7 protein-coding genes are annotated in these 13,674 nt (G+C 54.2%); 1 reads left to right on the forward strand and 6 read right to left on the reverse strand.

The window, feature by feature from the left end:
* Positions 1–7: 7 nt before the first annotated feature.
* The gene (rpsJ, locus tag HMPREF0733_RS01435) at positions 8–316 is read right to left on the reverse strand and encodes a 30S ribosomal protein S10 (protein WP_004005287.1); all 309 of its coding nucleotides are present in this window, start codon (positions 314–316) and stop codon (positions 8–10) included.
* Between the two features lie 601 nt (positions 317–917).
* Between rpsJ and HMPREF0733_RS01440 the strand changes: the two genes are divergently transcribed.
* The gene (locus HMPREF0733_RS01440; protein ID WP_041321529.1) at positions 918–4,355 is read left to right on the forward strand and encodes a membrane protein; all 3,438 of its coding nucleotides are present in this window, start codon (positions 918–920) and stop codon (positions 4,353–4,355) included.
* Positions 4,356–4,775: 420 nt separating this feature from the next.
* Here the strand turns inward: HMPREF0733_RS01440 and tuf are convergent, their stop codons facing one another.
* The 5 genes from tuf to HMPREF0733_RS01465 form a co-directional block, all read right to left on the reverse strand.
* The gene (tuf, locus tag HMPREF0733_RS01445; protein ID WP_013397618.1) at positions 4,776–5,966 is read right to left on the reverse strand and encodes an elongation factor Tu; all 1,191 of its coding nucleotides are present in this window, start codon (positions 5,964–5,966) and stop codon (positions 4,776–4,778) included.
* 205 nt (positions 5,967–6,171) lie between these two features.
* Positions 6,172–8,286: an elongation factor G gene (fusA, locus tag HMPREF0733_RS01450; protein WP_013397619.1), complete on the reverse strand. Its 2,115-nt coding sequence runs from the start codon at positions 8,284–8,286 to the stop codon at positions 6,172–6,174.
* 72 nt (positions 8,287–8,358) lie between these two features.
* Complete coding sequence (gene rpsG, locus HMPREF0733_RS01455; protein WP_004005291.1) at positions 8,359–8,829, reverse strand: 30S ribosomal protein S7; 471 nt, start codon at positions 8,827–8,829, stop codon at positions 8,359–8,361.
* Entirely contained in the window at positions 8,829–9,203 is a 375-nt protein-coding gene (gene rpsL / locus HMPREF0733_RS01460) for a 30S ribosomal protein S12 (protein ID WP_004005292.1), read from the reverse strand. Before rpsL ends, rpsG begins: the two co-directional genes overlap by 1 nt.
* 545 nt (positions 9,204–9,748) lie before the next feature.
* Positions 9,749–13,654 (reverse strand): DNA-directed RNA polymerase subunit beta', encoded by a 3,906-nt coding sequence (locus HMPREF0733_RS01465; RefSeq protein ID WP_013397620.1) that lies wholly within the window; start codon positions 13,652–13,654, stop codon positions 9,749–9,751.
* Positions 13,655–13,674: the final 20 nt, after the last annotated feature.

Here is a 13,674-nt window from a genome sequence, read left to right on the forward strand (position 1 = left end):
CGATCCTCTACAGCTTGATCTCGATGTTCACGTCTGCCGGCAGGTCAAGACGCATGAGGGCATCAACAGCCTTAGGGGTCGGATCAACAACGTCGATCAGACGCTTGTGCGTACGCATCTCGAAGTGCTCGCGGCTGTCCTTGTACTTATGGGGAGAACGAATAACGCAGTATACGTTCTTCTCGGTCGGCAACGGCACGGGGCCAACTACAGTTGCGCCTGCACCCTTTACCGTTTCGACGATTTTCCGTGCCGAAGAATCAATGACCTCGTGATCATAGGACTTCAGACGGATGCGGATTTTCTGTCCCGCCATCTGTCGGACTCTCTTTCTTGATGTATTCCCTGTATCGGAGCTTGTGCCCCTTATCATGGCGCTTAAGGAACGTGATATATTCATCACGTGCGCCGCCCACCACGGACTGAATCCGGTAAAACCGGGTTCCTCACCCCGCATGGGCACCGACCCCCGAACTCGGGCGTGTCGCCTGCCGTAAGACAGACTCGTCCCTTCATTCCTCGGACCGGGTCATATGTGGGCTTATCTAGAACAGATAAACGCTTTTACAACGTCGTCCATTCTCTCAAAACTCACCATCTCACGCAAGCAGATTCAAAGGTTGTTGTTAAAAACACAATTACTGGCAAGGATACACGCCTTTGCTTCGCAGTCCTGCCTGACTCTCATGCTGAGGTTCATTATTTTATTTTTTCATATCGTTTGAGTGTCCAGAGAATTTATCAAGAGGAAATCTCGAAAACCAGAATTACTCCTTAAAAATGCGGTTATTTCGCATTCAGGATTCTCTCATTCTTTTTCCAGAAACCTCTATGCCGAATAAAGCATCAAATCAAAGAATCTATGCTCCGCATTCGTCTATGGTGAAAATAGGTAAATCATCAAAGGAGTAAATATCATGTCTACCCCCAACCACGAATTCCCCTCTGGTGCTCAGCCGCAGGGTTCAGGGCAGTCTCCTCAGACACCAGCCGGGTATTCATGCCCTCAGGCACAGATGCCTTGGCAGGGCCAAAACCCACAAACAACGTGGTATTCTGATCCGTCACAGGCAACGATGCAGGCTCCCCAGCAGACCACCCGTTCTTTGACACGCCGCCGTGCCGAAGACCTTTTCCTTAATGTTCTGCTTTACTTGGGCTCATTGCTCCTCATCGGTTCTGCGGCGCTGTTCATCACTTCGATCACCTCGCAGGATAGGACCAGCGTTATTCTTCGTGTAGCTGGTCTAGGATTAGGTAGTTTACTTTTCTACAGCGCAGGTCTTATTACCTACAAAACTGTGGCACGTTTGCGCATTGCATCCTACTCATTCACCGCCACCGGTTTAGCACTTTTACCCCTTACCGGTATTGCAACCTATGTTCTGGGGCTTTGGAATGACGGAAGCCTCATCTGGCTGCTGGTCTCACTCGTTGGCACAGCTGCGATTATTCTGGCCTGCTCTTTTATGCGCAACAGGGTGATGGCTTATGTTCTTATTTCATTCTTCGTCTCGGATGCGCTTGCCGCCACGAACGTGGCTGCTCTCCCCTTTGTGTGGTACTTCGTCGCGCTCACAGTGCTCGCCATTATCCTGGGCCTGCTCATACGCCTGAATTCGCGCCTTGTACCTACTGGTTTGCGTGAGGGTCTTTTAGAATCCTCTCGTATTTTCGTTCCCGTCACAGCGATCGTAGTGCTCTTCTTTATACCGCAGATGAGTAGCTCTGATATGGGCATAGTCTTCTCCGTTATGTCGGCTCATGCTTTCGTCTTTACCGCTCTGGAACGCAAGCTTGACTACTACATTCAGGCTCGCCTCTACCCATTCATCGCCCTGATCAGTTTCGGCTGGGGCTTAGAGAGGCCTATTACCGTCACAATAGTCCTCATGGGCCTATATGCGCTGCACCTTCTCGCAGTCTTGGTAGGGTACCCCCTTATGCAGCGTGAAATGAAGGCGAATCTACCTAAGCATCCCATCATGCGCTGGGATGTTCGGATTGATACCTATATAAGCATTATTTTTGCTGCATTCGTCACTTTTATCGAAATGCCACATGCACTTCTGACCAATATAGATTCTTTCCCAACTGGGCTAGAATTTATGCTGCTTGTACATCTAGACGGTGTTACCTTTCCGCGTGCATGGGTATTTGCTGTGCTCTGCGTGGGTATTATTGTTGCCTACCGCAAATATCTTCTTGCTCAGGAGTACGTATACCTGATCACTGGAATAAGCAGTGGGTTAAGCCTGATTTTGCTAGGCCAGCACGAATCCGCTTTCTACCTGTACTTCGTAACAGCGGGCATTCTCATGCTTACCGCCCGCAAGCTTCAGCTGCCTCAGCTCCTTGTATCGAGTACAACGAAGATATTCCTCTTCCTAGGTACCATGCACCTGCTCTTTACGCTTCAGCTCGGATGGGGCGTACGAGGTATCCTCCTAGCAGGTGCTCTCACCATTACCGCTCTTGGGTTGTTCGCCGCGCTCCGTTACGAGATGCTGCCCCAGAAACGTTCTCTGACGGCCTTCTGGGAAATTCTGGTGTACCTTGTCATGGCAGTTGTATTCTTTCTGCTGCGTTCGATCTTCACGTGGACTCCCCGCGAGATTGTTGACCCAACCCTTGATACCTCGCTCTATGTTGTCGCTCTTCTCGCGGTTCTGGCTCTTGGCTTCTTGACGCTCCGAGCATCGAGTGCGTATAAAGATCAAAAGATTGTGCCTCTCATCTGCATCTATCTCACGTTATGCGGTTTAGGCATTGCAGCAACATCGATGAACTACCTCTTCCCCGCTGGGGATTGGTGGGCAGTCGGGGTTCTGGTTCTGACCAGCATCTATATGTTTGGAATGTCTTACATTGTTCCTCAAGAAACCTCGGAACGTCATATTATGTTTATGACGTCTAGGTTCCCGATGCTGTGGTCAGTCATTGTGCTGTGGGCTTCCAATAGCATTGCCTCTGATCAAGTGTTCCTCACTGCCTCTGGGCTGCTCCTTATTCAAGGTTTACTGAGTGGAATTTTGTACATGACTCGCCGCCAGCCACGCGAACGGATCGTGTTCTACATTATCTTCTATACAGCGTGCCTACCCGGTTTCATCGCTCCCTTCGCGTACTCAGACAATGCTCTATTCACCGCCATCTTCTGTCCCCTTGCTGTTCTAGTGCTGTGGGGGCTCGGGGAGGCAGCAAACCTGGCTATGCTCCGAGTATGCGCCTCTATCGCGTTGCTTTTGACAGGTTATACCGTTACCAACCATATGCTGAACCTCAATCATGCACGGTTCTCTGAATATGTTATCTACCAGGGTCTTGCCGCTGCCCTATGCAGTGCAGTCCTCTACGGTCTAACAACTCTGCTGAAGCGCGAGATCCCCGGCAAGTATGATTCGCTTCAGCCTCTTAACGTGCAGTTGGAGAACTCAGCGAAAGTTATTCAGCTTCCGCTCCACGGGCCTGCCCGATCCTCGAAAAACTATTTGGTTTCTCAGCGCAATGACAGCACCCGATTCTACGGTCCGCACAACACCTTTTTGATGGTTCCGGCGATCATAGCTATCGCCTTCTGGACTCTTGCTTCGATTGCTTCCGAAGATACGGTACAGAGCGCCCTGCTGTGGGGTCTTACAGCTTTGAGCTTTGCTTCCGTCAGCACTAAGCGCATGCTGCCAACAGCCATCGTTGCCGCGCCGGTGGCATTTACTACACGAATTCTTCTGGATTTCTCGGTAACAGGGTTCTTCCAGAGCCTTTTGGAAGCTGCGATCCTCATTCTGCTTGCTGTCGTGGCTTCTAAGATACTCCGAAACCTCATCGAGAAACACCCCGCTCAGCAAGGTATCTCTGCGGCGTTGCTCTACACGGCTATAGGATTACAGGGGCTCCTCACCATCATGGCATGGGGCACTGGTTACCTTCAGCAAGGTGCGGTCATCATGCTCTTGGGCATTCTCCTGACTGCACTCGTCAGCGTTGTTCTTGACCGTATCTGGGTATTTGTCAGCGCGGCTCTCGTTACGGTAGATCTTGCGCTTCTGCTCAACGGGCTCAACCCGCTCACGCTCATGATTATCTCGGTACTTCTCATTGCTGGTGTTGTGTGGCGTTTGCTGGCTCGCGATCAGGGGCCTTCAGCGGATAAACGGGCTCCCGCTCTTCCGCAGAACCCGTATCAGGGCGCGCCTGCCGGATTCGTTCCTCCGAATGGCGCATCCGCACCTTACGGACAGGCACCATGGGCAGGGCAGCAACCTTACCAAGGCTATAACCAGCCCAATGGTCAGGCACAGTATCCTGGATACTCACAACAGCACAACAACCCGAACGGAAATAGTCAAGCCTAGAATATTACAGATGTTCTAGCTCCTACAAAAGAGCCTTGATGGTGAACAAAGCATTGGAAACTTTGCTTCATTCACTATCAAGGCTCTTTTTATGGAGAAGATAAGGTGAAGTAATGCAATCCCGGACTATTTACCCCGTTGCCTTTTAGCGTGTTCTAGAAAAGCCTGCCCAAGCAGGACACGCTAAAAGAAGGTGCCCAATCCACCCCGGCACGCCCTCCCCCAGCCGTGCTTATGGTTAGGGGAATGCCACCGGGGCTAGATACCAAACACAAACTATCGCTCATAGAAGCACCTCTCCCCAAAGGCTGTGAAACGTAGAAGTCCCCCTGCAATGATGCAGGGGGACTTCTAAAATCGCTAGCGTTGAAAGATCAAACTGTTCAACGCATCATCAGCGAATTGTCGTTGCTACGGCAATTACTTGATGATCTTGGTAACGCGACCCGAACCAACGGTGCGGCCACCCTCACGGATAGCGAAGCCGAGGCCCTCTTCCATAGCGATAGGCTGGATCAGCTCAACGCTCATCTCGGTGTTGTCACCGGGCATAACCATTTCGGTGCCTTCGGGGAGCTTGATAACACCGGTCACGTCAGTGGTACGGAAGTAGAACTGAGGACGGTAGTTCGAGTAGAAGGGGTTGTGACGACCGCCCTCATCCTTGGAGAGGATGTAGACGTTTGCCTCGAACTCGGTGTGAGGGGTGATGGAACCCGGCTCCACAACAACCTGACCACGCTCAACGTCGTCACGCTTGAGACCACGCAGAAGCAGACCACAGTTCTCGCCTGCCCATGCTTCGTCGAGCTGCTTGTGGAACATCTCGATACCGGTCACGGTGGTCTTCTGGATGGGGCGGATACCAACGATCTCAACCTCAGAGTTGATCTTCAGGGTACCGCGCTCTGCACGACCGGTCACAACGGTGCCGCGACCGGTAATGGTGAAGACGTCCTCAATGGGCATAAGGAAGGGCTTGTCGGTCTCACGAACCGGATCCGGAATGTAGGTGTCAACTGCTTCCATGAGCTCCTCAACCTTAGCAACCCATTCGGGGTCACCTTCGAGAGCCTTCAGAGCGGACACGCGGATCACGGGAGCGTCATCACCGTCGAACTCCTGCGAGGAGAGGAGGTCACGAACCTCCATCTCGACGAGGTCGAGAAGCTCTTCGTCATCAACCATGTCAGCCTTGTTCAGTGCCACCAGCAGGGTGGGCACGCCAACCTGGCGAGCGAGCAGCACGTGCTCACGGGTCTGCGCCATGGGACCGTCGGTAGCAGCAACCACGAGGATTGCGCCGTCCATCTGTGCAGCACCGGTAATCATGTTCTTGACGTAGTCAGCGTGACCGGGAGCGTCAACGTGTGCGTAGTGACGCTTCTCAGTCTGGTACTCAATGTGAGCGATGTTAATGGTAATACCGCGCTGGCGCTCCTCAGGAGCGCTGTCGATCATACCGAAGTCGCGCTGTTCGTTCAGGTCCGGGTACTTGTCAGCCAGAACCTTGGAGATAGCAGCGGTCAGGGTGGTCTTACCGTGGTCAACGTGACCAATGGTACCGACGTTAACGTGAGGCTTGGAGCGCTCGAACTTAGCCTTAGCCAAGAGTGTTCCTCCTAGAACGTATTGAAAACATGCACCCGGATCTTCGCTCCGGCGCAACCCGCAAAAAACGGTCTAGCGTCTAGAATAGCGGATTACGCGGCAGAGATGAAACTGTCCATGCCTTCAATGGTGGATTTTTATTTAAAAATTTTAGTGAGGGGTCACGGGCTTCTCAACCCGCAACCCTCAGAGAAGAGACGGGAAATTACTCGCCGCGGCTCTTCTGAATGATCTCGTCAGCGACGTTCTTGGGAACCTCGCCGTAGCTGTCGAATGCCATCGAGAACACTGCACGACCCTGGGTCTTACCACGCAGGTCGCCAATGTAACCGAACATCTCGGTCAACGGTACGAGAGCCTTGACGATCTTGACGCCGGATGCATCCTCCATGGAACGCACGTGACCACGACGAGAGTTTAGGTCGCCGATAACGTCGCCCATGTACTCCTCGGGGGTACGCACCTCAACGTCCATCAGTGGTTCCAGCAGAACAGGGTTAGCGCGCTTAGCACCTTCCTTGAAGACCATAGAACCAGCGATCTTGAACGCCATTTCAGAGGAGTCGACATCGTGGTAGGCACCGTCGATCAGGGTTGCTTTCACGCCGACCATCGGATAACCGGCCAGAACACCAAACTTCATAGCGTCCTGAATACCAGCGTCGACAGAAGGAATGTACTCGCGAGGCACGCGACCACCGGTCACCTTATCCTCAAACTCGTACAGTTCCTCGCCATCCAGAGGCAGCGGCTCGAAGGAAACCTGCACCTTCGCGAACTGACCGGAACCACCGGTCTGCTTCTTGTGGGTGTAGTCGACCTTCTCAACGGTCTTCTTGATGGTCTCGCGATATGCAACCTGAGGCTTACCAACGTTAGCCTCAACCTTGAACTCACGCTTCATACGGTCAACGATGATGTCCAAGTGAAGCTCGCCCATACCACCGATTTCGGTCTGACCGGTCTCTTCGTTCAGCGACACGGTGAAGGTGGGGTCCTCAGCGGAGAGCTTCTGAATTGCGGTCGACATCTTCTCCTGGTCGCCCTTGGTCTTAGGCTCAATAGCCACGAAGATCACGGGAGCGGGGAAGGTCATCGTCTCAAGCACGATCGGGTTTGCAGGATCGCACAGAGTATCACCGGTAGTCGTATCCTTCAGACCGATCGCCGCATAAATGTGACCCGCGGTGATTTCGTCAACCGGGTTCTCCTTGTTGGACTGCATCTGGAAGAGCTTACCGAGACGCTCCTTCTTACCCTTAGTCGAGTTAAGAACCTGCTGACCCTGAGCCGCGTGACCGGAGTACACACGGGTGTAGATGAGCTGACCGTAGAACGGGTGAGCTGCAACCTTGTAGGCCAGAGCCGCAAAAGGCTCATCCGAAGATGCCTTACGGGTAAGCTTCTCTTCCTCATTCGAGGGGCTAGAGCCCTCAACGTCGGGAACATCCAGCGGGGAAGGCAGGTAGTCGATCACAGCATCCAACATAGGCTGAACGCCACGGTTCTTGAATGCGGAACCGCAGAGCACGGGGAATGCCTCGCCGTTGATGGTCAGCTGGCGAATACCAGCCTTGAGCTCATCAATCGTGAGTTCTTCACCTTCGAGGTACTTCTCCATGAGTTCCTCGCTGGACTCGGCAACAGCCTCGATCAGCTCTGCGCGGTACTCTTCAGCCTTAGCCTGCAGGTCAGCGGGGATTTCTCGAGTTTCGTACTCTGCCCCCATGGTCACGTCGCCCTTAGAGTCGCCGGGCCATACGTATGCCTTCATTTCGAGTAGGTCAACCACGCCGACGAAATCGCTCTCAGCGCCGATAGGCAGCTGCATAACGAGCGGCTTAGCGCCCAGGCGATCGACAATAGTCTGAACGGTGAAGTAGAAGTCCGCACCCATCTTGTCCATCTTGTTGACGAAGCAGATACGGGGGACATCGTACTTATCAGCCTGACGCCACACGGTCTCAGACTGAGGCTCAACACCTTCCTTACCGTCAAACACCGCTACCGCGCCATCAAGCACGCGCAGCGAACGCTCCACCTCAACGGTGAAGTCAACGTGACCGGGGGTGTCAATAATATTGATCTGGTTGTCTTTCCAGAAGCAGGTGATAGCTGCGGAGGTAATGGTAATACCGCGCTCCTGCTCCTGAGCCATCCAGTCCATAGTTGAAGCGCCATCGTGAGTCTCACCGATCTTGTGGTTAATACCGGTGTAGAACAGGATGCGCTCAGTAGTAGTGGTCTTACCGGCGTCAATGTGCGCCATAATACCGATGTTGCGGACCTTGTTCAGGTCAGTGTACACATCATGTGCCACGTTTTTCTCCCTAAATGAGATACTCCGAAAGCCTGCCAGGCTCCATAACCTCGACAGGCTGTAAACGGAGAATTACCAACGGTAGTGTGCGAAGGCCTTGTTGGACTCGGCCATCTTGTGAGTGTCTTCGCGGCGCTTGACAGCGGCGCCGAGACCGTTGGATGCATCCAGGATCTCGTTCATCAGACGCTCAGTCATAGTCTTTTCGCGGCGCTGCTTCGAGAAGCCAACCAACCAGCGAAGAGCCAGAGCGGTGGAACGGCCAGGGCGGACCTCGACCGGCACCTGGTAGGTTGCACCACCAACACGGCGGGAACGAACCTCAAGCGAGGGCTTGATGTTATCCATAGCCTTCTTCAGGGTGACGACCGGATCAGAACCGGTCTTCTTCTCAACACCCTCAAGAGCACCGTATACGATGCGCTCTGCCACGGACTTCTTGCCGTCCAACAGGACCTTGTTAATGAGCTGGGTAACCAGTGCAGAACCGTAAACAGGATCGTTTACGAGGGGACGCTTGGGAGCGGGACCCTTACGAGGCATTACTTCTTCTCCTTCTTAGCGCCGTAGCGGGAGCGAGCCTGGCCGCGACCCTTAACACCCTGGGTATCCAGAGCACCACGAACGATCTTGTAACGAACACCGGGGAGGTCCTTCACACGACCACCGCGAACGAGCACAATCGAGTGCTCCTGCAGGTTGTGACCCTCACCGGGAATGTATGCGGTAACCTCGATACCACCGTTGAGCTTGACACGAGCGACTTTACGCAGTGCCGAGTTCGGCTTCTTCGGGGTGGTGGTGTACACACGGGTGCACACGCCACGCTTCATAGGGTTGCCCTTCAGTGCGGGCGCCTTGGTCTTAACGACCTTGGGAGTCCGGCCCTTACGGACCAGCTGCTGAATAGTAGGCACGTTTTCTCCGTTACTATGTGGACTTATCTGTCTTCAAGTCCTTGGGAACTTACTGGCATTTTGTGTTGCCACGAAATGCTCTCGGTTACAGAAGCCCGCAGCCCATCTAGGCACACGGGTTCTTGCTCTCAGCGAGTTTAAACTTATTTCTGATGAAAAAGTTTTTGGGCACACTTAAAAATGGCATTTAGGTGTCAGCACACAGGCAACACCAAAGGACGGTATCCATACTGCCATTGATTCGTTGACCCAAGACCTCACGATTAATTATCACAAGGAATCACGGTGGTGAATTCCACGCCGAGGCTAGGTACTTCGGATAAAGACTATACAGGTTAAAATCCTGTTAATCTAGCTGAACTCGGAGAGAACACCATCCATCACGGTAAATACACTATGGTATTCATCACTTGATACTGAAATAGAGTAGTCCTCTCCCCTAGCTAACGTCAGGAGGCGGTCTCGGGAAGTTCCCGAAACCGCCTCCATCATCTAGGACACTAGGCCCGATTCACGATCGAGTTTACGAGCCCATCATGCGATCCTTACTCAAGACCGCGGCCGTACTCGTCCAAAGGAACGGCCATATAGCCACTGTTGGCGTAGGGGTACGGGTCTTCACCTAGCTGGGTGAACGCGCTCTGGTAGCCGAAGCCATCAAACGCCTGCATCTGCTCCTCACGCGCCTTCTGGCTGGGCTCAACCTCAATATCGTTGTAGCGAGCCAAACCGGTACCGGCGGGAACCAGCTTACCGATGATGACGTTCTCCTTCAGGCCAAGCAGCGGATCGGTCTTAGCCTCCATCGCAGCCTGGGTGAGAACGCGAGTGGTCTCCTGGAAGGATGCGGCAGACAGCCAGGACTCGGTGGCCAGCGATGCCTTAGTGATACCCATCATCTCGGGACGGCCAGCGGCAGGCTTCTTGCCCTCGACGAGCGCCTTGCGGTTAGCCTTCTGGAACACAATGTTGTCCACAAGTTCACCGGGCAGCAGCTCGGTATCGCCAGACTCAATGACGGTCACACGGCGGAGCATCTGACGCACAATAACCTCAACGTGCTTATCGTGGATCTCTACACCCTGAGACTTGTACACGCCCTGAACCTCGCTCACCAGGTGCTTCTGCGCCTCACGAGGACCGCGAATACGCAGAACCTCCTTCGGATCAACCGCACCAGCAGCCAGCTGATCGCCCACCTGAACGTGGTCGCCAGTCTGCAGCTTCGAAGCCGCACGGCGAAGAACCGTGTAAGACTGCGGTTCAGAACCATCATCCGGAGTGACGACGATCTTGTACGACTTTTCGGTGTCCTCAATGGTCACACGGCCGGAAACCTCAGAAATCGGTGCCACGCCCTTAGGGGTGCGAGCCTCGAAGAGCTCCTGAATACGGGGCAGACCCTGGGTAATATCGTCAGCCGATGCAACACCACCGGTGTGGAAGGTACGCATAGTCAGCTGAGTACCGGGCTCACCAATGGACTGAGCCGCGATAATACCCACAGCCTCGCCAATATCAACCAGAACGTTCGATGCCATCGAGCGTCCGTAGCACAGGGCGCATACGCCGATGCTGGACTCGCAAGTCAGCACAGAACGAACACGCAGTTCCTTCACGCCAGCCTTGAACAGCTTCTCGATCAGCACATCCGAAACATCCTCACCAGCGGATGCGATGACGTTACCGTCAGAGTCCTTGACGTCAATTGCCAAGGTACGACCGTGGATAGAAGTCTCAACATCCGGGTGGAGGTTGCCGTCAGCATCGATCAGCGGAAGCACCAGACCACGGCGAGTACCGCAGTCGTGTTCACGCACGATCACATCCTGCGAAACGTCCACCAGACGGCGGGTCAGGTAACCCGAGTTAGCGGTACGCAGCGCGGTATCGGCAAGACCCTTACGAGCACCGTGAGTTGCGATGAAGTACTCCAACACCGACAGCCCTTCACGGTAGGAGGACTTAATCGGGCGGGGCATAATCTCGCCCTTCGGGTTAGACACCAGACCGCGGATACCCGCAATCTGACGAACCTGCATCCAGTTACCACGTGCGCCAGAGGTCACCATGCGGTAGATGGTATTCAGACCACCGTTGTCGCTCAGATTCTCACGCATAGCCTCAGCGACCGTATCGGTAGCCTCGGTCCAAATCTTAATGAGCTCTTCACGGCGCTCGTCGTCGCCAATCATACCGACGTCAAACTCATCCTCAATCGCGGAGGCCTGCTTCTCATAGCGTTCCATAATCGCGGGCTTAGTCGCCGGGGTCGCGATATCAGAAACGGCGACGGTCACGCCCGAACGCGATGCCCAGTAGAAGCCAGCGTTCTTGAGGTTATCCAGGGTACGCGCCACGATATCCATCGGGTACTTCTCAGCAAGGTCGTTAATGAGCTTGCCCAGTCCCTTCTTATCTGCAATGCCAGAGAACCACGGGTAATCCTTCGGCAAAGTCTGGTTGAACAGAATCTGACCGACGGTGCACTCCAGCAGAATCGGATCGCCAGGCGTGTAACCCTCAGGGGCTTCCCAACCCTCGGGCGCTACAAACTCGTCGCCAGAGAGACGCACCTTAATTTTGGTGTACAGCTCAATATCGTGACGATCCATCGCCATCAGAGCTTCAGCGATCGATGAGAATGCGTGGCCCTCGTTCTTCTCACCTTCGCGTGTGGTGGTCAAGTGGTACAAGCCAATGATCATATCCTGCGAAGGAACAGCTACCGGACGACCGTCCGAAGGCTTCAAGATGTTGTTCGAGGAGAGCATCAAGATGCGTGCCTCAGCCTGGGCCTCGGGCGAGAGCGGCAGGTGAACCGCCATCTGGTCGCCATCGAAGTCAGCGTTGAACGCAGAACACACGAGCGGATGCAGCTGAATAGCCTTACCCTCAACCAGCTTTGGCTCGAACGCCTGAATACCCAGACGGTGCAGGGTAGGTGCACGGTTCAGCAACACAGGATGCTCGGTAATGATCTCTTCGAGAACATCCCACACCTGCGGGCGGAAACGCTCAACCATACGCTTAGCGCTCTTAATGTTCTGCGCGTGCGAAAGCTCCACCAAGCGCTTCATAACAAAGGGCTTGAAGAGCTCCAACGCCATCTGCTTCGGTAGACCGCACTGATGCATTTCCAGCTGCGGACCAACCACGATCACGGAACGGCCGGAGTAGTCCACACGCTTACCAAGCAGGTTCTGACGGAAACGACCCTGCTTACCCTTGAGCATATCGGAGAGCGACTTCAGCGGGCGGTTACCGGGACCGGTCACGGGGCGACCACGACGACCGTTATCGAAGAGCGAATCCACAGCTTCCTGCAGCATACGCTTTTCGTTATTCACAATGATCTCGGGGGCGCCAAGCTCCAGCAGGCGCTTGAGGCGGTTGTTACGGTTGATCACACGACGGTACAGATCATTCAGGTCGGAAGTCGCAAAGCGACCACCATCGAGCTGAACCATCGGGCGCAGCTCTGGCGGAATAACCGGAACAACATCCAGCACCATACCCAGCGGGGAGTTATTAGTGGTCAGGAAGGCGTTTACAACCTTCAGACGCTTGAGCGCGCGGGTCTTCTTCTGACCCTTACCGGTCTGAATGACCTCTTTCAGAGCCTCAGCTTCGGCCTCTAGATCGAAGGTTTCCAGGCGCTTCTTGATAGCCTCAGCACCCATTGCACCCTCAAAGTACAGACCGTACTTATCGATCATGGAGCGGTAGAGCGCCTCATCACCTTCAAGATCAGCAACCTTCAGGTTCTTAAAGCGATCCCAGACCTTCTCCAGGTGCTCAATTTCACGGTCGGCGCGCTTGCGAACAGAAGCCATCTGACGCTCTGCATTATCGCGCAGCTTACGCTTTTCGGCTGTCTTCTTGCCGCCCTCGGCCTCAATACGAGCCAATTCCTGCTCAACTTCGCGGGAAATAGCGGCAATATCGGCGTCACGCTGAGACTCCAGCTCACGCTTTTCACGGTCGTGTGCCGCCTGCAGGTTCGGCAGATCCTCGTGACGAGCTTCCTCGTCCACACTCGTGATCATGTAGGCGGCGAAGTAGATGACCTTTTCTAGGTCTTTCGGCGCCAAATCAAGCAGGTAGCCCAGGCGTGAAGGAACGCCCTTGAAGTACCAGATGTGGGTGACGGGTGCAGCCAGTTCAATGTGGCCCATGCGCTCACGGCGCACTTTAGAGCGGGTCACTTCGACGCCGCAGCGCTCACACACAATACCCTTGAAGCGCACGCGCTTGTATTTACCGCAGTAGCACTCCCAATCCTTGGTGGGACCAAAGATGCGCTCGTCGAAGAGGCCTTCCTTCTCCGGCTTCAGGGTACGGTAGTTGATGGTCTCGGGTTTCTTGACCTCGCCGTAAGACCAACGACGGATATCGTCGGCGGTGGCAAGACCAATTCGCATCAAACCAAGCGAAGATTCGTTGGACATATCGGTCCTAATCTCTTTCT

This window comes from Rothia dentocariosa ATCC 17931 (genome assembly GCF_000164695.2).
Taxonomy (GTDB): Bacteria; Actinomycetota; Actinomycetes; order Actinomycetales; family Micrococcaceae; genus Rothia; species Rothia dentocariosa.